This is a genomic window from Microcoleus sp. CZ3-B2, from assembly GCF_036705055.1.
In the GTDB taxonomy this organism is placed as follows: Bacteria; Cyanobacteriota; Cyanobacteriia; order Cyanobacteriales; family Microcoleaceae; genus Microcoleus.
This window is the reverse complement of sequence record NZ_JAUBTN010000031.1, coordinates 23,791-48,479: the sequence shown is the minus strand read 5'-3', so window position 1 is coordinate 48,479 and position 24,689 is coordinate 23,791. Positions and strand designations below refer to the sequence as shown.

Below are 24,689 nucleotides of genomic sequence, written 5' to 3'. Positions count from 1 at the left end.
AATTATAGTTGCACTTATACATGATGTCAACAGTTAACAGTCAACAGTCAACAGTGAATTTACTATTCCGATGAAGAGAGGATTTGATATAATTAGAGAAAATAGACATTCCAATAATTGTGAATTTGGGAGAATGCTTGCTTTTAACAGACTTTTTAGGAGAATTATAGTACAGCTATAGACGGGAGATTGCCATCTCAGTCTGGAGCAAATTACCCTGAAACCCATGCCCCAATGCCTGTAATTATCGGTATCCCCAGCAAAACAAGGCTAAAAGAATCCTGCTAAAAAAAAGCAGGATTTTTTTTGTATTCCCGATATTTGTGTTATCTCTTGCGGGAGCATCTCATATTTGTAAAAAGACTTCTTTTGACTCCTTCTTTCTTCCTCTTTCCTCCTGTCTCCTGTCTCCTGCCTCCTACCTCCAATTTCTAGCTTGGCTGCAAAAGTGAGATGCTCCCTCTCTTGCTAGCAATTGCGAGCAAAAATCCGGTTGACTACAACTAAAACGAAGTGGAACCCGGAAAAAAAATAAATTAAATAATTATTCAAAAATTGTTGTGCTTTTAAATATTCAATGTTAATATGTATTAAAACAAGGCTGATAAGATTACTCCAGGGATGTATCTACCAATAACGCCCATAATGGAGTATCAAATATGACTTCTACGTTCGCCCAAGTTAACTCAAAATCTTCTCTTGAAAAACTGCCCCCGCGTTCCTTAGTCTTCATTGATTCCGGCGTGGAAGATTACGATTCAATTGCAGCAGGAGTGCTGCCTGGACAGCAGGTAGTGATACTCGATCGCACCAAAAATGGTATCGAACAAATCTCCTCTGAAATTGAAAAATACGCCTCTACCAATGGGGCGATCGACTCGGTTCACATCATTTCTCACGGTAGTTCTGGCAACTTGCAACTTGGCAATACCGCTCTGGGTTCGGATAACATCGAGCAATACAAAAGCCAGTTAGAACAATGGCAGACTTCACTAGCCCCACAAGCAGACATTATGCTGTACGGCTGCGATGTAGCATCCGGTACAGGCGCTAATTTCGTTGACAAACTCAGCCAATTAACGGGAGCTGACGTTGCCGCATCCACCAACATTACCGGCCGCGGAGGCGACTGGAACTTAGAATTTGCTAAGGGTCAAATTGAATCGGACTTAGCCTTGCGGTCAGATGTAATGGCTAATTACCAAGGTGATTTAGCTACTATCGTGGTCAGCAATAATAGCGATAGCGGTGCTGGTTCCTTGAGAGCTGCGATCGCATCCGCTGCAGCCGGCGATACCATTACCTTCGCTCCTGGTTTGGCCGGTCAAACCATCACCCTCACCAGCGGTCAACTCGATATTCCTGTTGGCAAAAATATTACGATTGACGGCGCAGCAGCAGCGGGTTTAACCATCAGCGGCAATAACGCATCCCGTGCCTTTTTTGTCAATGCAAATGTGGTGACTGCTACAAATTTTGCAGTCAAAAATCTCTCTATTACCAACGGCAAAACTGCGGAGCGAGGCGGCGCGATCGGTACAACGGACGAAGTAAGCGTCACAGTAGACAATGTTCAGTTCAATAATAATGTTGCCGATCAAGGTGGCGGCGCAATTTTCGGCAATTTCAACAATACTCTGACAGTAACGAACAGTAAGTTTAACGGCAACACGGCCACTGCAGCCAATGACGAACGCGGTGCAGGTGCGATCGGCTTTTTGAGTTCCAAAGCTTTTACTGTCACCAACAGCGACTTTACAAACAACAAAGGAATTAACGGCGGAGCAATTAACAGCCTTCAGGGCAAGTTAACAATTGACAACTCGCGATTCATCGGTAACGACACCATCGCAGCCGTTTTCGCATCAGGCCAAGATAATTCCTTTTTAAGGGGTTTTGGTGGCGCAGTTTACACAGACAGAGCCAGCAATCCGAGCGAAGCTTCCGGCACAATCAAGATTACCAATAGCGTATTTCAAGACAATAAAGGTCGAGGTGAAGGAGGTGCAGCTTATCTGTTCACCGGCAGCCAAGACAAGGTTATTTTGGAAAACAGCACCTTCCAAAATAACGAAATTCTGGAGCTACCCAACGGTGGAAGTCCTGGAAACGGTGGTGCGGTAACGAATTTGAGCGACAGCACCAACCAGGGATTGACTATTACCAACACCACCTTTGCTGGCAACAAAGCCAACAATCAAGGTGGTGGCCTGTGGACGCGGAATGCCCCTGCTACGATTACTAACAGTACGTTTTCTGGCAACTCCACCGCGTTTGCTGCTGATGATTTCAACAAACTCGGCGGTGCAATGACTCTGGGTGCACCCACAACTATTGTCAACACGACGATCGCCGATAATAGTGCTGGTTGGGTTGGTGGAGGTATCTTCGCCGCTGCCAATGATGTCACCCTCAAAAACACGATTCTTGCCAACAATACAGCGGCTAACGGAGGAAACCCTTGGGGAATTAACCAACACGTCACCGACGAATACGCCGATGGAGGAGGGAATTTTCAGTGGCCGCCCAAAAACCCTAATGACGGCAGTGATGTCAATGCGACGGCAAGTGTGACGATCGCAGATCCCTTACTTGGCCCACTGCAAAATATCAACGGCGCTTTCGTAAGGCCCCTGCTGACAGGAAGTCCGGCCATTGACAAAGGAGTACCAAGCGGCGCACCAGCTACGGATCAGCGCGGCCAGACTCGCCCTCAAGATGGTGATACAATTCCAGGGGCGATCGTAGACAGCGGTTCTTTTGAATTCGGAGGTACTGTCGTCCCAACTCCGACACCAACTCCCACTCCAACTCCGACACCAACACCCGCGCCGACACCAACACCCGCGCCGACTCCAACTCCGACACCAACTCCCGCGCCGACACCAACACCCGCGCCGACTCCAACTCCGACACCAACTCCCGCGCCGACACCAACTCCCGCGCCCACACCGACGCCTACAGGGACGCCAACACCGACACCGACACCCGCGCCGACACCAACTCCCGCGCCGACTCCAACTCCCACACCAACTCCCGCGCCCACTCCAACACCCGCGCCGACTCCAACTCCCACACCAACTCCCGCGCCCACGCCGACGCCCGCGCCCACACCAACTCCCGCGCCGACTCCAACTCCCACACCAACTCCCGCGCCCACACCAACTCCGGTGACAGATGCTTCCCCGCTAGATAGCCTCAACGCCCCGGAATTCGACTCTGGTGCGATCGCCCCCAACCCCGCCCAACAAACTCTCAACGGCGGTAACACAGACGATTTCATCATGGGCGGTGGCATCAACGAGTCAATTAACGGACTTGTTGGCAACGATACTCTTTACGGCATGGGTGGCAATGACAACATTGACGGCGGTGCAGATAACGATTCCATCTTCGGCAATATCGGCAATGACTTCATCCAAGGCGGCGCTGGCAACGATACAGTCTACGCCGGCAAAGATAATGACACTGTGGTTGGCGGAGAAGGCGACGACTTTTTGAGAGGAGATTTAGGCCAAGATACTGTTGCTGGCGGCTTTGGCAGCGACACCATTTTTGGTGGCAAAGATGACGATATTTTGCTGGGGGAAGATGGTGACGACCAGCTTTTTGGCAACTTAGGAAATGACACAATTAATGCTGGAAACGGCAACGATATTGCCTTCGGAAATGAAGGTGAAGATTTGATTTTTGGCGGAGCTGGAAATGACACGCTTTACGGTGGCAAAGACAACGATAGTCTCGATGGCGGTGATGGTAACGATTTGCTATTCGGCAACAATGAAAATGATGTAATCTCCGGCAACACCGGCAACGATACGCTTTACGGTGGCAAGGGTAACGATTTGCTCATCGGCGGTGCTGGTAGCGATTTCCTCAGCGGCGATGTTGGGGACGATACTTTGACCGGCGGTTCGGGAAATGACGTGTTTTTCCTCAATAAAAGTGTGGGAAGCGACATCATTACTGATTTCCGTCAGGGCGAGGATGTAATTGGGTTAGCTCCCGGTTTGAGTTTCAATCAACTCAGCATTACGTCTAGCAACAATCAAACTTTGATTAGCGTTACGGGCAGCAATCAATTGTTAGCGAAGCTTAACGGTACGCCCGTTACTCTCGGCGCTAGCGATTTCATTCAGGTAACAATCTAACTGTCTCTGGTAGGGTGTGCAACGCGCACATTACTACCAGTAAAACATCGGGTAGGTGCCTGTGCGGGCTGAAGGTTTTGACGAAAGTGCCAAGATTTTCTCCCGCTGGGTATCCTACGGTTAGTTACTAGAAAATAGTTTCATATTATGTAAGGTTCCTAGTGCGGACTTTAGTCAGTTATATGGCGGGCGTTAGTCCGCGCTACGAACGAAACGTTTTTATTATGGTAATCGCTCCGACATAAAATTAGGTGCTATTTAGATCGGTAAAGTGCTCCTTGCACATCCTACATATATAAATTCTACGTCTAGAACTCTTGACATTACATCGCCGGCATTTAATTACTATAAAATTCAAAATATTTTAACAAAAAACCTGATAATCAATACAAATTATGAATAGTTGTATGAGCAAACTTTTTTTCCCTAAATTTTGATCGACCAGATTTATTACTGAGGTTTTAAGTCTGCCTGCTGCCTTCAGCATAAAAAAATTAGGCTCATCTATGTCGGAATTCAGTAAGTATTTTTTTTACGCGGTGCTGTCCTTGTTCGCTAGTAAATATCATACTCGCTCTTGGCGGACAGCGCTACAAATGCTTTCTTGAGAAAATTTCAAAAGTTTTCTGTTTTTTCAGGTGAATCTACCAGCAAATTACCAACATTCTCATAGGGGTATGCGAAATGAGTTCAAATTTGGCCAGTATTGATTCACAATCTGTTCTCCGCAATTCTCGTCCTAAATCTATTGTCTTCATTGAGTCGGACTTAGATGACTATCAAACTCTTGCGGGTGGCGCGGTTCCGAATGCAGAAGTCATCATTTTAGATAAAAATGGTAACGGAGTCGAGCAGATTTCTGCGAAACTGCAAACCATCGCCGCTGCGGGGGGAACTTTAGACGAAGTTCACATTTTTTCTCACGGCAATTCTGGCAGTTTGCAGTTAGGTTCTGCGACGTTGAATGCGGATAGTTTGCCGCAATATGCCAGCCAGTTGCAAGGGTGGCGAAATGCGCTGAGCGACAAAGCTGATATTATGCTTTACGGTTGCGATGTGGCTGCGGGTGATGGGGCTAATTTTGTCGATCGCCTGGGCGAGTTAACTGGGGCTGATATTGCGGCATCTAGCGATCGCACCGGCCGCACTGGTAACTGGAATTTGGAGTTTACCAAGGGTGATATTGAGGCATCCAGTGCCTTGACTCCAGAGACTATGGCCGATTACCGAGGGACTTTAGCGACTGTTACCGTTACCAACAATAATGATAGCGGGCCCGGTTCCTTGAGAAGTGCGATCGCCTCCGCAGCAGCCGGCGATATTATTCAATTTGCTTCCAGTCTTGCGAATCAAACAATTGTTCTAACTTCCGGTCAACTTGTCATCAATAAAAACTTGACAGTTGACGCAATTAGTGCAGCCAACTTAACCATTAGTGGCAACAACACTTCGCGGGTAATCCTCACCGAAGGTTCAACCAATGTTACTCTAAAAAACCTGATTGTTGCCAACGGTAAAGTCTCTGGAACCGATCCGAATAACGAAACAACTAGCGCTGGCGGTGGCATTAAAACGGGAGGTAACAGCACTTTAACCTTAGAAAATTGCCAAGTTAATAATAATGTTGCCGGTTTCGGTGGCGGCGTTCATACAGGTTTCCGCAGCACCACAACTGTCATTAACAGTAAGTTTAGCGACAATGACGGTTCTTTGGCGGATAATACCGAACGCGGCGGCGGGGCGATCGCCACTAAAAGCGGCGGTTCTCTGACTATCAGAGATAGCGAATTTACCAACAACAAAGGCAGCTTAGGCGGGGCTGTTAATAACCTGTTGGGCAGCCTGACGATCGAAAACTCTAAATTCACAGGCAACCGCACAGAAAAAGGGGTTGGCGGGGCAGTTTACGTCGATGGCGCTAATGCTTCAGGCCCCAATGCAACTCCGGGGCCTGTTGGTGGCAATGTTATCATCCGAGGCAGCACTTTTGACGGCAATATCGCCTCTGGAGAAGGAGGTGCAGCATTTCTGTTTGGCTATCCTCCAGATACAGTGGTTTTGGAAAACAGCACTTTTATTAACAACAAAGCCGTAAAAAACTCATCAGGGAGTGGAGGTTCAGGAGGTGGAGTTCGCCACGGAAATGCCGATTTAACTGTGACAAACTGTACCTTTGCTAACAACACAGCCGACGATAACGGCGGCGGTTTGTGGTTGGGAGAAAATGGAAATGTCAGCATTGTCAACAGTACATTTTCAGGTAACACCGCTGCTAAACAGGGCGGGGGAATAGTTGTCGGCAATAGAGATTCTTTTTCCACTAACATTGTCAATTCGACTTTAGCCAATAACACCGCTGGGGAGTATTCTGGCGGTATTGCGACTTTTGGAAATCAGCCAATTACTGTCAAGAATTCGATTTTTGATAGCAATACGGCCGGTAATCCTTATAAAGTTAAATACCAAACTGGAAGGGCACTAATTGACGGGGGAAATAATCTGCAATTTCCTGCTAAACTGACGACGGGCGATCCTAACGACAATAATGTGACGGCAACTGTGACGATCGCCGATCCATTACTCGGCCCTTTACAAAATATTAACGGCGCTTTCGTAAGGCCCCTGCTAGCAGGAAGTCCCGCCATTGATACCGGTACTGGTGCGGGCGCGCCGGCGGCGGATCAGCGGGGCGTGACTCGCCCTCAAGATGGTGATAATAATGGAAGTGCGATCGTGGATATCGGCGCTTTTGAATTCACAACTACACCAACTCCCACACCAACTCCCACACCAACTCCCACACCAACTCCCACACCGACACCCACACCAACTCCCACACCAACTCCCACACCAACTCCCACACCAACTCCCACACCAACTCCCACACCGATACCAGTTCCCACACCGACACCCACACCAACTCCCACACCGATACCAGTTCCCACACCGACACCCACACCAACTCCCACACCAACTCCCACACCGATACCAATTCCCACACCGACACCCACGCCAACACCGACAACGGATAATGCGATCGTCGAACCCCTACCAGCCCCAGAAATCGACCCCGGCAGTATTACTCAAAATCCCGCCCAACAAACTCTCAACGGCGGTGACAGCGCCGATTTCATCATAGGCGATGGCATCAACGAGTCAATTAACGGACTTGGCGACAATGACACCCTCTACGGAATGGGGGGCAGCGACAACATCGACGGCGGCAGCGGTAACGATTCCATCTTCGGCAATACCGACAATGACTTAATCTTCGGCGGCACCGGCAACGATACAGTCTACGCTGGCAAAGATAACGACACTGTGGTTGGCGGAGACGGCGACGACTTTTTGAGAGGAGATTTAGGCCAAGATACTGTTGCCGGTGGCTTTGGCAACGACACCATTTTTGGTGGCAAAGATGACGATATTTTGCTGGGGGAAGATGGCGACGACTATCTGTTAGGCAACTTAGGAAATGACACAATTAATGCTGGCAACGGCAACGATATTGCCTTCGGAAATGAAGGTGCAGATTTAATTTTTGGTAAGGCTGGAAATGACACGCTTTACGGCGGCAAAGACAATGACAGTCTCGGCGGTGGCGATGGTGACGATTTGCTATTCGGTAACAACGAAAACGATTTGCTCGAAGGTTATACAGGCAACGATACGCTGTACGGCGGCAAAGGCAATGATAGCCTCTTCGGCAATGCTGGCAACGATTTCCTTAGCGGTGATGTGGGAGATGATACTTTGACTGGCGGTTCGGGGAATGATGTATTTCTGCTAACTCAAAGTTTAGGCAGTGATATCATTACAGATTTCCGCCAAGGCGAGGATTTAATTGGGTTAAATTCCGGTTTGAGTTTCAATCAACTAACTATTACTGGGAGCAACAATCAAACTTTGATTAGCGTCACCAGTAGCAATCAATTGTTAGCAAAACTGAACGGTATAGCGCCCGGTACTCTCACCGCTAGCGATTTTATTAGTCAGTAGTGATACCAAATCCGGGTTTTGGAGATTCTTGACGATTCGGCCTCAGACCGCCGAATCGTCAAGGGGAGTATGTTACTGTTTCCTCTTCTCTTCGCGTTCTTTGCGTCTTCGCGGTTAAATCATTCAAAGGGGCGAACACAACAAGCGATCGCCCTTTTCCACCATCGCATTTGTCCGCAAATAATCCCGCAGGCGATCGCACCCGTAACTCAATAAATCCAGATTCAGAACTTGCGGCACATTCCACAAAATCAGCCTATTATCCTCGCTCACAGAAGCCACAAACGCCCCATCAGAACTGTACGCCACTCCCCGAATCGCCCCAGAGTTACCTCTGAGCGTCGTTAATTCCGTACCGTCAGAGTTCCACAACTTCACCGTATTATCCACACTACCAGAAGCAATAATCTTACCGTCAGGGCTAAATGCCACCCCCCAAACCGCCGCCGCGTGACCTTCAAGAGTTCTCACTAACTTACCATCCACAGTCCAAATCTTAACAGTATTGTCCCCACTGCCAGAAGCCAGAAATTTACCGTCAGGGCTAAACGCCACCCTCCACACCGCAGCAGTATGACCTCGAAAAGTTCTCACCAAAGTACCGTCAAGCTTCCACAACTTAACAGTACCATCGCCCCCAGCCGAGGCAATTAGCTGACCGTCCGGGCTAAATACCACCTGCCAAACAGGAGCATGATGTCCTGTCATAGTATGCAATAAAGTACCATTGGGCCGCCAAAGTTTAATAGTATTATCTTGACTGCTAGAAGCAATAATTTGACCGTCAGGACTGAAAGCCAATCCAAAAATCGTAGCGTTATGACCTACCAAATTTGCGATCGCATTTCCGTTTCGAGTCCAGATATTCACCTGATTATCGTTTGTGCCAGAAGCAATTAACTTGCCATCGCGACTCAGTGCCACAGCATAAATCGCAGTATTTTGTCCAGTGAAAGTCCTCAACAATTTGCCTTGCCGACTCCAAAGTTTAGTCGTGCCATCCTCACTACCTGTAGCAATTGTAGAACTATCCGCACTCAGTGCGATCGCCCAAATCCCAGCTTTATGTGCACTAATAATCGTCCGCAAAGGGTTGTGACTCTGCCACAGCCTCACCGTATTTTCTGCACCCGCCGAAGCAATAAAACTGCCGTCAGGACTCCAAGCCATCCCCCAAATCCCAGCAGTGTTACCTCTAAAAGTCGTCAGTTCTGTTCCGTCGTCAACATTCCATAGTTTTACAGTCCCATCCCGACTTGCCGTAGCGATGGTCTGACCGTCTGGACTGAAAACAACTCCAGATATTACAGCAGAATGACCTTCAAGCGTTCTCAGCAAAGTACCGTCAGAGTTCCAGAGTTTCACCGTTTTGTCTCCACTTCCGGTAGCAACAATCTGACCATCTAAACTAAACGCCACTGCAGATACCACAGAAGTATGACCCCGGAGAGTTCTTAACAGTTTGCCGTCAGAGTTCCAGAGTTTCACCGTTTTGTCTCCACTTGCGGTAGCAACAGTCTTACCGTCTGGACTAAAAGCCACTGAGGGTACCCCAGCAGTATGACCCTGGAGAGTTCTTAACAGTTTGCCGTCAGAGTTCCAGAGTTTCACCGTTTTGTCCATGCTGGCAGAGGCAATTGTTTGACCGTCGGGACTAAACGCCACTGTCCAGATACCAGCAGTATGACCCTGAAAAGTTTTCAACAAAGTACCGTTTCGCTGCCAAAGTTTTACAGTCCCATCATCGCTTCCAGAAGCAATAAACTGACCGTCCGGGCTAAATTTGACCGATCGGACGATCGCCTGATGACCCTTGAGCGCTGCCACTTCTGTACCATCTCGCCGCCACAGTTTGATAATTTTATCCACACTTGCTGAGGCAATAAACTCACTGTCAGGACTAATGTCAACTCCGAGAACAGCCGCTTTATGCCCCGATAAACGGTTGTATTCATCTGCTTCGTAAACAGCTTGTCTCAGTACATTGTCAACTCGACCAGCGGTATCGACACCTACCCCACCTAGTTTTTGCACTTTTCGTTTTGCTTTAATCGCTTCTATCAGCGCATCCAACTTGCGATTAGAAGCAAACAGTGCGTCAGAAGAAGATGCCAGCGCTTGAATTTCGCTCACCCGCGCTTGCCGTTCGCTTGCTGTGGCTTTGCGATATTGAAAAAACGTTGCGATTCCCAACCCGCAGGCCAGCAGTAATGCCATACTGACTGCAAACAATAAGATTCTTTGTTGTTTGGCAGCTTTGGTTTCTTGAATTAGTCTTTTGTGTTCTTCTGTTAGCCTCGCTTCAATTTCTTTAGTGCGTTCTGCCTCTAATCCTTGTTGTACTTCGCGCCGATCTATTTCTTCAGAAGCGGCTAAAAATTGATAGTCTAAATCGCTCAAACTTTTTCCCTGGGCCCAACTTTGAGCATCTTTCAAAGCTTGTCCCCGCAACAGCCGCGATAAATCTTGCTGCTTAGATGTCACCCACGCATCAAAAGTTTGAGAATAAGGCCGCAGTTGTTTTAATTGTTTGTCTACCCATTTGAGGTTAAAAACTTGTTCGTAAATGCGGTTTTTTACTTTCAGTAAACTTTGCTCTTTCACCACCAACCCGGAGAGAATGAGTTCTATTTGTTCTGGGCTGTCATCGGTTGAGATCCCCCCTGCCCCCCGCCGGAGGGTTCTGATTGTCTCCCCCCCTTGATAAGGGGGGGTTAGGGGGGGTTCTGATTGTAAGATTTGCTGGTAAATTCCGAGCAATCTACTGGTTTTTTGTTCGTTGCGAAGGATGCGATCGCGTATCGTTTTCAAATGCTCTGGTTCATCGCAGGCTTGCCAGTGGTCGATGATGCGCGATCGCACTAAATTTTCTACCCAAAATGCCTCCGTTCCTGGGGGAATAGTTAAAATTTGGCTATCATTCTCTTGACTAATATTCGCTACTATGTTACAAAGCTTTTGCGTGAGAAAAGGTTGCCCGCCAGTCCAATTTAAGATTTCTTTTAAAACTGGCACTGCATTGTTTACACTTGTTTGTAATCCCGCCAGTAAAGGCTGTGCTTCCTCAAAGGTAAATCCTGGCAAATCAATTGCCATTCCAATATTAAATGGCGTCCGATTTTTGTCAGCAATTAAGTCGCTAGGAGTGGCGACTCCAAAAATGGCAAAGGTAAGGCGATTATACTCTGGATTAATGGCGCGTTGGTTGTAGCAAAACCGAATTAAGGCAAAAAAGTCATCAACGGGAAAATCTAAGCCTAAAATACTATCTATTTCATCGACAAAGATAAAAATTTTATCTTGGGGGAATTGGACGAGCAGGATATTTTCTATAAAAAGACTTAATCTTTGCAGTAGGGAAACTTCTTCTTCATCTCGCCACCAAGTTTTTAAGTTGATTTTCCCTAAAAGATTGAAGCTGCGCCACAGTTCGGCGGCGATTCCTTTATACCACTGCAAGGGGGTAATATTTTCGCTACCAGTGCGGGTTAAATCGAGGGTAGTGCATTGATAGCCTTGCGATTTTAGTCGGTGTAGGGTGCGGACTAATAGGGAAGATTTTCCCATTTGTCTGGAGTTTAGGACGTAACAAAACTCACCGGCTATTAAAGCTTCGTAGAGTTGCGAATCTGCTTTTCGCATCACATAGGTAGAGGCGTTTTTGGCAAGACTTCCGCCGACTTGATATTCGAGTTTACTCATCTTTAAGCACCAGAACGCAGCCGTTGTCGAAATTCCTTAGCTGCTGTGAGCGAATTGGGATATCGAATGTATTCTGCCAGCAACTCTATATCTAGATTAGGAAGAATTTCGCTGCGAGCAATTGGTTCATAACCGCAGGTTGGGACAAATTGAACTGGGTTTTGTTCTCGCAGGTAGTAGAGGCTGAAGCGGTCATTTTGCCAGAACCAAACTTCTTTAACATTCAGCCTTCTGTAAACTTCCAATTTGTTAATGCTACCGCTGATAACGATTACCTCAATTGCCAGGTCTGGAAATTCTTTGTCTGTGCCAATGCAGTAAGCTTCATCGGGTTCTGTACCGCCGCTTTTCTCTTCTCGTCGAAGGGTTGTAGAGCCAAAGGGAAAATAGTTGATGTCTGCTTCTAAGAAGTAAATTTCTAGGAGATTCCCAATGCGAGTTTTTCTGTTTTCATGGCGGCGCGAAGGTGACATAATTTCTAAGGCTCCATCTAAATACGTGACTCGATATGCCGAAGTATCGCCATTTCTGGCGAGCAAGGCTTCATATTGCTCCCAGTTAACGCGATCGGTAATGTAGCGGCATTCAGGATCTTGACTTTGGAGTGCTTGTTGGTCAAGTAGCGTTTTGAGATCGCTTGTGAACATTAGTATTACCTGCTTTAGGTTGTCTTTATTCTAATTTACTGAATACGATCGCACAAATGTCTGTCCTCTTCCTTCACTTCGACATTTGTTCGCAAATAATCCCGGACGCGATCGCACGCATAACCCAGTTCATCGAGTTTGAGAATGCCCTCCACATCCCACAAAATAATAGTGCGATCGTCCCCAACCGAGGCAATCTGTTTGCCATCGGGGCTAAACGCCACCGCCCAGACATTCCCTTCATGTCCGGTTAGCGTCGTTATTTCTGTACCGTCTCTTTTCCAAAGTTTGAGTGCGCCAGTTGAGCCTCCCCCCACCAGCATTTGACTGTCAGGACTGAAATCAACCGCCATCACGCCTCTAGTATTTCCCTTGAGGGTTTTGAGCAACGTACCATCGATCGTCCAGAGTTTAATCGTGTCATCCCTGCTGGCAGTTGCCAAAGTGCGATCGTCTGGACTGATGGCAACTTTCCAAATCGGGCTGCGATGACCTTTTAGAGTCTTGGAAAACCGACCGTCAAGGCTCCACAACCGAGCAGTGCTGTCGCTACTGCCTGAAACCAGCCTCTGTCCGTCAGGGGTAAAGTCCACATCGTAAACCCTAGCCCGATGCCCTGTGAAAGTTTTCAGCAAAATGCCGTCCTTGTTCCACAGTTTCACGGTTTTATCGTTGCTAGCAGAAGCCAGTAGCCGACCATCTGGACTGGCGGAGACATCCCAAACTCCAGCTTCATGACCTGTTATGGTTTTCAGTAGCGTGCCGTCGAACTGCCAGAATTTAATCGTTTTATCTTCACTAGCGGTAGCAAAAATAGGTGCGATCGCAGGATTGGCAAAGCTGGCACCAGAGAGGAAAGCAACGGAACGAACGGCAGTCTTATTTCCGGCAAAAGACTTCAGCAACGTGCCGTCTCGCGCCCACAGTTTGAAGCTGCCATCCGTACTGGCTGAAGCTAGCATCTGACCGTCCGGGCTGAAATTCACATCCCAAATCGTGCCGCCATGTCCGTAAAGGACTTTCGAGAAGGGGTTGGTCGGATTCCAGAGTCGGGCGGTATTGTCGTCGCTGGCGGAGATAACTATTGGACTGTTAGGAATAAAAGCAAGCCCGCGAATTCCCGATTGATGCCCTTTGAGGACTTTCAAAATTGTCCCGTCCGGCTTCCAGAGGTTGATGGTTTGGTCGGCGCTGGCGGAAGCAATGAGATCGCCTGCTGTGCTGACGGCGACTTCAAACACTTCCGCACTGTGACCGCTAAGAGTTCGTAGCAGGGTTCCGTCAGGTTGCCAGAGTTTGACAGTGTTGTCAGCGCTGGCAGAGATGATGGCGGGACGCTTGGTGCCGCTATTATCGGCAAGTAAAACGAACTCAACGTCCCAAACGGTGGCGCTGTGGCCTTCCAGAGTGCTCACCAGTTCGCCGTCTAGAGTCCAGACCTTGACAGTATTATCTGTGCTGCTAGATGCGAGCAGGTTTCCATCCGGGCTAAAGGCAACACCCCAAACTGCACCTTGATGTCCGCTCAGGGTTTTGAGCGGTTTGCCATCAACGCTCCACAGGCGAATGGTGCTGTCTTCACTGGCGGAGGCGATGCGCTCACCGTCTGGACTCACGGCGATCGCCCAAATCGCAGCGCTGTGTCCCTGAAAGGTTTTGAGCAGTTTGCCGTCTCGATCCCACAGATAAATGTTGCCGTCCACGCTGGATGTTACCAGGCGCTGGCTGTCGGGAGTAAAACGGAGGGCGTAGACGCTGCTGATCGTGTGTTGGAGAGTGTGCAGCAAGGTACCATCCCGCTGCCAAAGCTTGGCTGTTTGGTCGCCGCCCCCGGTGGCGATGAGTTGACCGTCTGGGCTGACATCAACTGCCAGAACCGGGCTGGAATGCCCCGACAGGCGATTGAATTCTGCCGTTCCGTAGATGGCTTGTTGCAGCACTTGTTGAACTTGCGATCGCAACTGGGGGTTGGAATTAGGGAGGCCATCGAGCCTGCGTCTGGCTTTGATGGCAGTGACGAGGGCGTCTAATCGCTGTTGGGAGGCGAATTGCCCGGAGGAGGAGGAGGCGAGGGCTTGAATTTCGCTGGTGACGGCGCGGTAATATTGCCAGAGGGCGAAAATGGCGGAGGCGATCGCAACTATCAGCAACCCACTCAACGCTGCAATAAACTTGCGCTGTCGCTGTGCTGTCTTTCTTTCATAAGCTACGCGCTTGCGTTCTTCTACCAGTCGTGCTTCGACTTCTTTTACTCGTTCTGCTTCCAGTGCTTGCTGCATTTCCAACTTGTCTAATTCACCAGAAGCGGCTAAAAATTGATAGTCCAAATCGCTCAAACTTTTTCCTTGCGCCCAAAATTGAGCGTCTTTCAGCGCTTGTCCGCGCAACAGTCGCGATTCGTCTTGTTGTTTGGAAGCGATCCAAGCATCAAATAGTTGGGAGTAAGGGCGCAGTTGCCCTAAGTGTTTTTCTACCCATTCGAGATTAAATACTTCTTGATAAATTCTGTTTTTTACCTGCAAATACCCATGTTTTTTTACCACTAAACCCGATAGCAATAGTTCGATTTGATCTCGGCTGTCATCTGTTGACACCCCCCCTAGCCCCCCCTTATTAAGGGGGGGAGCCGAAGGCGGGGGGGTCAGAACTTGTTGGTAAATGCCGAGCAATCTACCTGCGCGTTGTTCGTTGCGAAGAATGCGATCGCGTATAGTTTTGAAATGCTCCGGCTCGTCTTGCGATTCCCATTTATCAATGATTTTATCCCGCACCAACGATTCCACAAAAAATCCCTCTGTTCCCGGTGGTATTTTTAAATCGCCGCTGCGGGATTCTCTAGCACTTCTTACCACCAATTCACATATTTTTTGAGTTAAAAATGGCTGTCCTCCAGTCCAGGCTAAGATTTCTTTGATCACTGCTGGCGGATTGGTTATTACATTTTTTAATCCTTTCGCTAGTGGCTGTGCTTCCTCCAATTGAAATCCCTGCAAATCGATCGCTCGTCCGATATTAAAAGGAGTCCTTCTTTTATCGGCGATTAAATCGCTGGGTGTGGCTACTCCGAAAATGGCGAAGGTAATCCGGTTGTATTCGGGATTGATGGCTCTTTGGTTGTAACAATACCTAATTAAAGCAAAAAAATCATCTACCGGAAAATCTAACCCCAGAATGCTATCAATTTCATCGACTAATATAAAAATCCTGTCTTCGGGAAATTTTGCCAACAAAATGTCTTCAATAAAATAGCTTAATCTTTGCAGAAAGGAAACTTCTTCTTCTTTCCACCAAGTTTTTAAATTCACTTTTCCTAAGAGATTGAAGCTGCGCCACAAATCACCAACAATTCCTTTATACCACTGTAAAGGCGTGATGTTTTCGCTGCCGATGCGCGTCATGTCGATGGTGCTGCATTGAAAGCCTTCTGCTTGCAGTCGATGGAAGGTGCGTACCAGCAGCGAAGATTTGCCCATTTGACGGGAGTTGAGGATGTAACAAAACTCGCCGTTTTTCAAGGCTTGATAGAGTTGGTCATCTGCTTGCCGCACTACGTATGTAGGGGCATCACTGGCAAGACTGCCACCAATTTGGTATGTTACCTCGGTCATGTCATCTATTAGTTAGTTAAAAGTTGAAACTTTACTAGAAAAAGAGGCGGTTTGAGTGTGGTTTTTGTCAGCATTCCTACTGAATTATAATCCATCGGTAAAATTTAGGTTTCCCAAGTAGTTGCTTTGATAATATAGCAATCTCAAGCAAAATATGTAGGGTAGTGCCCCCGTGCCTACCCCTTATCTATCGGGGAAACCGGGCGTGGGATTGCCCCTACAACAATTACACAACTGATGCGAGGATTGCTATAGAGGTGATGATGTGGTGCGCTTCCCTTCCCAGACTTAAACTTAACAGCAGCACAGATTTTTACGGTAGGCAATCACTAAATAAAGTTTGGCGAACCAAAATACAGGCGGTACAACTCGCAGCTTAGCGTACAGCGGTTGTTATCGATATGAATCAATCCCATACTCACTAATTTACAAGCTACTATCGGCTCTAATTCCAGACCGCGCTCAGATTTTACCACTTGTTTAAGGGCAATTGCGAGTTCGGTATCTGCTTGCAATGTCACCCAAAAATTCCGCAAGTAATCTTTATAAATTCCTCCTATGGTCGGAGCTTCTTGCAAAAGCATATCTAGCGTTACAGCCTTTTGATAGAGATGGTAAAAAGCGAGCCGGACTAGATAAGGATGTCCCCCCACCATTGCCATCAGTCGCTCGGCATCGGGGCTATCTGTCCAATCGAGTCCGTAACGCTGCGCTAAAGCAAGTATCTGCTCTTCTGTAAAATAGGGCAATTGCAGCGGCAAACCGACATTAAAAGGCGATTCAGTGAGCTTTAAAGGAATATAAATTTCTGTGGAATGAAGGACGATCACCCGCAGTTTTCCCAAGGTTTCATTCCGCTTTGCTTCTTCATGCCAGCTTCGCAGCAGCGGCAAAAATTCTCGGGCAATTTTGGGATACTCAAAAATTCTATTGACTTCATTTAAAGCTAATACTAAAGGCGAATTTATTTCAGTTAATATATATTGCTGAACATAAATGGTACAGCTTACTTTGCTGCCCATATCTTCATCCCAATAATTATCTAATAAAGGTGGCAAATCTAGATGCCTGCTGATGTTGGCACAAAACCACCTTAAAAATTTATCGAGGTTGTCTAAAATAGCTTCCTCAGCTTGCTGAAAATCCAAACTTACAGTTCGGTAGCCTAGAGAATTAGCGCGGTCTAAAATTCGTAGCAAAAGTGAACTTTTACCCATCTTCCTGGGAGCTTTTATCCGCAGAACACTCCCTGGCTTGGCAATTTCTTGATACGCGAGTTCTTCAATTAGCGGGTGATTGATATAAAATGGCGAACCGAGGGGTACGGGAGAGCCGGGATATTCTAAAGGTGTTGCTAGGCATTGGCTGCGGGTGAATTTTTCAATTAATTCTGCTTCCTCTGCGGTTAAGGAACGCGATTCTAGAGAGGAGCGAAAATTAGATTTACTAATAGGTATATGCAAGATTTCAGAGAGAGATTGCCACAAGCCAGAGGCGATGTTTCTCAGGTAATGCTCTCCGTAATGAGAGGCCAATGCGATGCTTGTATAAGTCTTTCCTTCCCAAACTTGGCGGAGTAGGATTTCTTGTACGGGATGTAAATCTTTTTGCGATCGCGCACGAGTTAGCTGTAGTACCTCATCTATCGTCATAATTGGCAATTGCCCGTAAGTGTATAGTTGATATTATCACTTTTGCTTGACTGTAAAGCCGATCGCCCATTTGATTGCGACACCAGCCTGTAGCGACTTTTCTCAGAAGGTAACAACTCTGTCAAGTTTAGATACTTTGGCTTGCTTCGGCTACGCTCCACACAAGTCGCGAGGGTACAAGTTTTAGATTGTAGATTTTAGATTTTAGATTGGAGATTTACTTGCAACTCGGTGAATCGGGGAGCTTGAAGTGGGGTCTAAAATTTTGAGTTCGTTCGTCTCTGACACTTCTGTACGTGGCACAGTATCTGTTTTTGAAGTGGGGTCAAATCGTTAAATCTGATTTTTCTCGCACCCATATCGAGGATTAACTGGACTTGTTGTCTCAGTCTTTTTAATCAAACTTTGGGACTGGACGGAGAGTCTGTCCCACAACAATCTTTGTTTCTTTAGAACTTACCCAAAAAAACCCGGTTTCTTGGAAAATCGTTGCTCATCCGAGAGATACTCCATCGATAAACCGGGTTTTTTGCCTCGCCTGCGTCCAAGTATGGGAGCATCTCATGTTTGCATTTGTAGTGCGAGCGGGGACGCTCGCACTGTTGTAAAAAAATACTTATTGCAAAACTGAGATGCACCCCCAGGAATGTTCTTGTGGGACGTGGGTTAGGGGGGAGCCAGACTGAAGCGGAAACCTCTGCTGAGCGCCGTAACCCAATTTCAAGAGGTACTTGCTCAGCGCCATTTCAGGTAGCAGCGCTCAGTTTTTCCAAACAAATTAGCCAAAATGTCATCTAGGTGTCACAGTTGGCCGTGAAGCCACAATTAAAAATGTGACAGTTGACTTTGCTCAAGCTCAGTCGATTGATGTTAATTTAATTAAAAGTAGTTTTATATCGCTGCATCGACTCATCAATAGCGTTCAGTCTCAAGAGCAATTTTTTATTTGGTTGCAGGGTTTTGGGAAATGGTGCTGCAATACTTTTTCAAAAAGATGAGCTAGCAAATAGTCTGGTTGGTTGAAGACAAATGGTTCATAAAATGTTTCCTAATTATTTTATTCCTCACGGTCATTGCTATTTGTGGAAGCCTGGATTAGTGGGGCTGCACATTTTGTCTGATGCTTTGATTGCTTGCGCTTATTTTGCGATACCCATCACGCTAATTTATATTGTCAAGAAGCGAAAAGACCTGCCTTTTGACTGGATTTTCATGTTATTTGGCTCTTTTATTGTCTGCTGTGGCATTACCCACGTTATGGAAATATGGACGCTGTGGCATCCTAATTATTGGTTCTCTGGTTTTCTGAAAGCGATTACGGCGCTAGTTTCGCTATCCACAGCAGCAGTGCTGGTGGAACTAATCCCCAAAATTTTGGCGATCCCCAGTCCCGATCGATTGGCGGCGGCAAATTTGGCTTTACAAAATGAGGTGGGCGATCGCAAGCAAGCTCAGGAAGCACTCTCTCAATTAATGCTGGAATTGGAAAAGCGAGTTATTGAAAGGACGCAAGCTTTAAAGGTTGCTAACGAGCTTTTGCAACAGGAAAATCGCGATCGCTCCTTGGCTGAAAATTCATTGCGACATTCTGAAGCTCAACTGCTAAAACAAACTCAGCAGCTAGAAAACACTCTACAACAACTCACAAGTGCCCAAACCCAACTCGTGCAAACTGAAAAAATGTCTTCTTTGGGGCAAATGGTAGCTGGCATTGCTCACGAAATCAATAACCCTGTTAACTTCATCTATGGCAATCTGATTCCGGCCCAGGAATACATTCAAGAGCTTTTGGGATTGATTAAGTTTTATCAAGTTTATTACCCTACTCCTCCGCCGGAAATTGCCGACAAGATTAACAGCATCGAGCTCGACTTTATTTTAGAAGACTTGCAAAAACTTTTTAGTTCGATTAAAGTTGGAGCCGAGCGCATCAAAGATATAGTTAAATCTTTACGCACCTTCTCCCGCTTAGACGAAGCCGATATGAAAAAGGTAAACATTCATGAAGGTATCGACAGCACTTTAATGCTTTTGCAGCACCGCCTGAAAGAACAGCCATACCGTCCGGCTATCCAAGTGATTAAAGACTATGGAAATTTGCCAGATTTGGAATGCTACGCCGGACAGCTCAACCAAGTATTTATGAATATTTGTTCTAATGCGATTGATGCTTTAGAACAGATGGCGGTGCAGAAGCATTCGGTCAAAAAAGACTGTTGGGGGAAAAATTTACCCGCTCGCTTGCAATATGCCCATTGCAAACGGCTAACAATTCGCATCCGCACGCTTTTGGTTGACGGCCAGTGGGTGCAGATTCACATTGCTGATAATGGCAGTGGCATAGATGCTGAGGCGATCGCTAAAATTTACGATCCATTTTATACGACTAAACCTATCGGTTATGGTACAGGTCTGGGTTTGGCAATTTCTTATCAAATTATTCAAAGCCATGAAGGTTATTTGCGCTGCACTTCCGAGGTTGGGATGGGTACTGAGTTTATTATTAAAATTCCCTTAAAATCCCAACCTCAGCCAGCAGCTTGCTCTGAAAAATTTTTGGTAAAGCTTTAAAATTGCGAACATCCCGTTTTTATAAATCAACTTGTGGGGCGGGCCAGAGAGCCCGCCCCACAAAAACAAGACGATCGTTCCACTTAGTATCATCTGCAACCAAACATTATGTGGCAAATAGTCAAAAATATCTTTTCTCCAACTCAGTATATGCCGCACGGTCACTGCTATCTGTGGCAAACGCCTTTGGTGTGGCTGCACGTAACCGGCGACTTTTTAATCGCGATCGCCTACTATTCAATTCCGGCGATGCTGATTTATTTTATTTTGAAGCGACGCGACGTTCCGTTCTCAGGAATATTTGCTTTATTTAGTACATTTATTGTTCTTTGCGGTACGGGTCACTTGATAGATATTTGGACGCTGTGGCATTCCGCTTATTGGCTGTCCGGGATTGAAAAAGGAGTTACTGGCCTCGTTTCCTGCTACACTGCCGGAACGCTGTTCGGGCTAATTCCGCAGTTTTTATCATTAAAAAGCCCTCAAGAATTAGAAGAAATTAATATCAAATTACAGCGGGAAATCGCCGTGCGCGAACAGGCAGAATTAGCTCTGCGCTGCGCCTATGAAGATTTAGAACTTAAAGTGCAAGAGCGTACCGCACAGTTGACAGAAACCAACACTTCCTTAGAAACTGAAGCTTGCGAGCGCCAGCAAGCCGAGTTTAAATTGCGCTCAGTTACCGAACGCTTGCAATATTTGTTGGCTACTACTCCGGCAGTTATTTTTAGCTGCAAATTAGGGGGAGATTATGACGTAACATTTGTTAGCGAAAATATTGTTTCAATGATGGGCTACGAAGCGCGACAATTTGTGGATGGTTCCCTGGATTGGCACAGCCTCGTTCACCCCGAAGATCGAGAGATTATAGATACTGCCTTCGCTCAGATATTGCAAAAAGAATTGATTTCCTACGAATACCGCGAACTGCACAAAGATGGTAGTTATCGCTGGATTCACGATGAGGTTAAGTTGGTCAAAGATGCTGCTGGCATACCTGTGGAGTGTGTTGGTTATGGAGTAGATATTACCGATCGCAAACAGGCAGAAGCAGCTTTGCTACAGCAACTAAAAAGAGAGCGGCTGGTGAATTCCATTCAAGAGCGGATTCGCTCTTCTCTTAACCTAGAAGAAGTTCTGACAATGGCTGTGGTCGAAGTTCGCGAGTTCTTGTCAACTGATCGGACGGTTATTTACCGATTCAACTCAGATTGGAGCGGATTTATAGCAGTCGAATCGGTAGCAAGGGGTGTGATGCCGATTCAAGGAATTGACATTAACGATCCTTGTTTTAGGACAGACTACGTTGCTGTTTACGAACAGGGACACATTCGCGCGATCGACAATATTTATACGGCTGATATTTCCGAGTGCCACATTAATTTACTCGCCCAATTTGAAATTAAAGCTAACCTCGTGGTTCCTATTTTGCAAGGGGAAAATTTATGGGGCTTACTAATTGCTCATCACTGCCGCAGTCAAAAACAGTGGAACTCTTCTGAGATAGAATCTCTCAAGCAAATTTCCGTACAGCTAGCAATTGCCATCCAGCAATGTACGCTATTTGAACAAGCGAAAACAGAAATTGCCGATCGCAAGTTGGCAGAAGCAGCGCTGCAAAAAGCTGTCAGAGTGGCTGATGCCGCCAACGTCGCCAAAAGTGAATTTCTTTCTTCTATGAGTCACGAATTGCGGACTCCCCTGAATGCAATTCTGGGATTTAGTCAGGTGATGGTGCGCGATTCATCCCTAAACAACGAACACCAACAACACCTAGGAATTATTAATCGCGCCGGGGAACATTTGCTTTCGCTAATTAATGATATTTTGGAAATGTCCAAAATTGAAGCAGGCAGAAGTCAACTTAATGAAAGCAGTTTTAATTTAATTCGCCTGCTAGAAACCCTAGAAGAAATGTTTCGACTGAAAGCTAAATCTAAGAGATTGCAGCTAAATTTTGAAATAGCCCAAAGTGTACCATACTTTGTTAATGGAGATGAGGGTAAATTGCGCCAGATTTTGATTAATCTTGTCGGAAATGCCATTAAGTTTACAGAGACGGGTAGCGTTACCTTGCGAATGAAAAACAAGGTAGAAGAAAATTTAGCGACTGAAAATGTAGAGTTGAAAAGCACGCAAACAAAAACCGCCGACAGGGGATATGAAAAGTCCGCGCCTGCGAATTTTGATTGTGCAAACGCGAATTCTATTCGCCCGGTATCTTTACACCTTCAGTTTGAAATCCAAGATACTGGCCCCGGCATTGCTGCAGAAGAAATGAATAAGTTATTTCTACCATTCGAGCAAACAAAAGCAGGTTATAAATCCGAACAGGGAAGCGGACTAGGCTTACCAATTAGTCGCAAATTTGTCCAAATGATGGGAGGGGATATTGTTGTCAGGAGTACACCAGATTTTGGAAGTACGTTTTCATTTGATATTCAACTGGGTCTTGCCGATGCCACCGAAATTCAAATGCTTAAACCGCATAAAAAAGTCATTGGTTTAGCACCAGATCAACCAGAGTACCGGATTTTGGTGGTTGACGATCGTGCCGATAATTGTCTAGTCATAGATAGATTATTGTCACCGCTAGGCTTCCTCGTGCGAGAAGCTAAAAATGGTCAAGAAGCTATTAATGTATGGGAAGATTGGCAACCGCACCTGATTTGGATGGATATGCAAATGCCTGTAATGAATGGTTATGAAGCAACCAGACAAATTAAATCTCATCCTCTCGGAAAAGAAACGGTGATTGTCGCTCTCACAGCTAGCGCTTTTGAAGAGGAAAGACAAACTATTTTAGCAGCAGGCTGCGATGATTTTATGCGTAAACCGTTTGAGGCTAAAATCTTGTTTGCTATCATAGAGAAATACTTAGAGCTTAGCTATATTTACGATGAATCTGTTGATAAAGATCTTGAAAACGAAAGCGAATTGAGTGGGGTTAGCAGCAATGAATCCGTAGGATTACAACTCGCTCAAATGCCTATTGAGTGGCTGGATAATATCCATGATGCTGCTCATGAATGCTACGATGATAAGATTCTTCGGTTGATTGAGGGGATGCCTGTAGAGTTTGTTGCCTCTGCAAAAGTTTTAACTGATTTAGCACGTGATTTCCTGTTTGATGATATTATTGAGTTAGCGAAGTCTGCCATTAAGGCGTGTGACTCTTAATATATTGGATTTTGAAAAAATACGGTTAGCGATCGCATGAACAGCAATCAGTCTGCTACAATTCCAGCCACCATTTTAGTAGTTGATGATAAACCAGATAACGTGCGGCTTTTATCTACAATCCTAACTGAGCAAGGCTATCAGGTTCGCAAAGCGTTGAACGGAAAAAGAGCTCTGGCGACGGTGCAGGAGTTTCCGCCGACTCTAGTTCTGCTGGATGTGATGATGCCAGAGATGAATGGATATGAGGTGTGTGCAAACTTGAAAGCTTCACCAAAAACCAGTTCGATTCCCGTGATTTTTTTAAGCGCCTTAGATGACGCTTCAGATAAAGTAAAAGCCTTTGATGTGGGAGCTGTTGATTATATTACTAAACCTTTTCAAGGTAAAGAAGTATTGGCACGAGTGGCAAATCAGTTAATAATTCAAAATCAGCAACGACTGCTTCAAGAGCAAACTAAGCAACTAGAAGAGTTTGTCGATCGATTGCAAAAGGAAATTAAAGAGCGGCAGACAGTTGAGCTAGCTTTACGGCTGGCTCAAAACAAATCGGATCATTTATTGCTGAATATTTTACCGGCTGCGATTGTTGAAAATTTAAAAAAAGGCGAGGGTTATGCTGCTGAAAGGTTTGAGTCAGCAACAGTTCTTTTTGCAGATATTGTCGATTTTACGTCTCTTGCTGCCAGAATTTCACCGCTAGAATTGGTAAATTTTCTAAATAAGATTTTTTCAAAATTTGACGAATTAACTGAAAAACACGGTTTGGAAAAAATTAAAACAATTGGGGATGCTTATATGGTGGCGGGGGGTTTACCTGTGCCGAGGACAGATCATGTAGGGGCGATCGCAAATATGGCGTTGGATATGCAGGATGCGATCGCAGATTTTAAAACCGACACGGGCGAACCCTTTCAAATTCGGATTGGCATTAATACAGGCCCAGTAGTTGCTGGGGTGATTGGCACTAAAAAATTTATTTATGACTTGTGGGGAGATACTGTTAATGTTGCTTCTCGCATGGAATGTCAAGGATTACCGGGGTATATTCAAGTGACTTCTGCTGTTTGCGAGCAGTTAAAAGAGCGGTATGTATTGGAGGAAAGAGGCGCGATCGCGGTTAAAGGTAAAGGAGAGTTAATTGTTTATTGGCTAAAGGCTAAAAAATAGAGTTAAAAC

Annotated in this window: 9 protein-coding genes; 5 read left to right on the top strand and 4 right to left on the bottom strand. The window is 46.1% G+C overall.

Annotated features, from left to right (window positions below):
* The first annotated feature begins 659 nt into the window (after positions 1-659).
* Positions 660-4,151 carry a DUF4347 domain-containing protein gene (locus QUA97_RS15660; RefSeq protein ID WP_333195181.1) on the top strand — a complete coding sequence of 1,164 codons (3,492 nt, stop codon included), beginning with the start codon at positions 660-662 and terminating at the stop codon, positions 4,149-4,151.
* 684 nt (positions 4,152-4,835) lie between these two features.
* The gene (locus tag QUA97_RS15655) at positions 4,836-8,150 is read left to right on the top strand and encodes a DUF4347 domain-containing protein (RefSeq protein ID WP_333195180.1); all 3,315 of its coding nucleotides are present in this window, start codon (positions 4,836-4,838) and stop codon (positions 8,148-8,150) included.
* A gap of 123 nt (positions 8,151-8,273) precedes the next feature.
* Here the strand turns inward: QUA97_RS15655 and QUA97_RS15650 are convergent, their stop codons facing one another.
* The 4 genes from QUA97_RS15650 to QUA97_RS15635 all read right to left on the bottom strand — a co-directional run bounded on the left by QUA97_RS15650 (position 8,274) and on the right by QUA97_RS15635 (position 17,759).
* Positions 8,274-11,852, bottom strand: coding sequence for an AAA-like domain-containing protein (locus tag QUA97_RS15650; protein ID WP_333195179.1), 3,579 nt, complete (start codon positions 11,850-11,852; stop codon positions 8,274-8,276).
* 2 nt (positions 11,853-11,854) lie between these two features.
* A complete protein-coding gene (locus tag QUA97_RS15645; RefSeq protein ID WP_333195178.1) occupies positions 11,855-12,499 on the bottom strand; it encodes a Uma2 family endonuclease in 645 nt (214 codons plus the stop codon).
* 35 nt (positions 12,500-12,534) lie between these two features.
* Positions 12,535-16,107: an AAA-like domain-containing protein gene (locus QUA97_RS15640; protein WP_333195177.1), complete on the bottom strand. Its 3,573-nt coding sequence runs from the start codon at positions 16,105-16,107 to the stop codon at positions 12,535-12,537.
* A gap of 329 nt (positions 16,108-16,436) precedes the next feature.
* Entirely contained in the window at positions 16,437-17,759 is a 1,323-nt protein-coding gene (locus QUA97_RS15635) for an AAA-like domain-containing protein (protein WP_333195176.1), read from the bottom strand.
* A 1,029-nt stretch (positions 17,760-18,788) separates the two neighbouring features.
* Here QUA97_RS15635 and QUA97_RS15630 point away from each other — a divergent pair.
* The 3 genes from QUA97_RS15630 (at position 18,789) to QUA97_RS15620 (ending at position 24,680) form a co-directional block, all read left to right on the top strand.
* The gene (locus QUA97_RS15630; protein ID WP_194067605.1) at positions 18,789-20,330 is read left to right on the top strand and encodes a sensor histidine kinase; all 1,542 of its coding nucleotides are present in this window, start codon (positions 18,789-18,791) and stop codon (positions 20,328-20,330) included.
* 150 nt (positions 20,331-20,480) lie between these two features.
* A complete protein-coding gene (locus QUA97_RS15625; RefSeq protein WP_442922533.1) occupies positions 20,481-23,510 on the top strand; it encodes an ATP-binding protein in 3,030 nt (1,009 codons plus the stop codon).
* Positions 23,511-23,546: 36 nt separating this feature from the next.
* Complete coding sequence (locus QUA97_RS15620; RefSeq protein ID WP_333195174.1) at positions 23,547-24,680, top strand: adenylate/guanylate cyclase domain-containing protein; 1,134 nt, start codon at positions 23,547-23,549, stop codon at positions 24,678-24,680.
* Positions 24,681-24,689 lie beyond the last annotated feature (9 nt).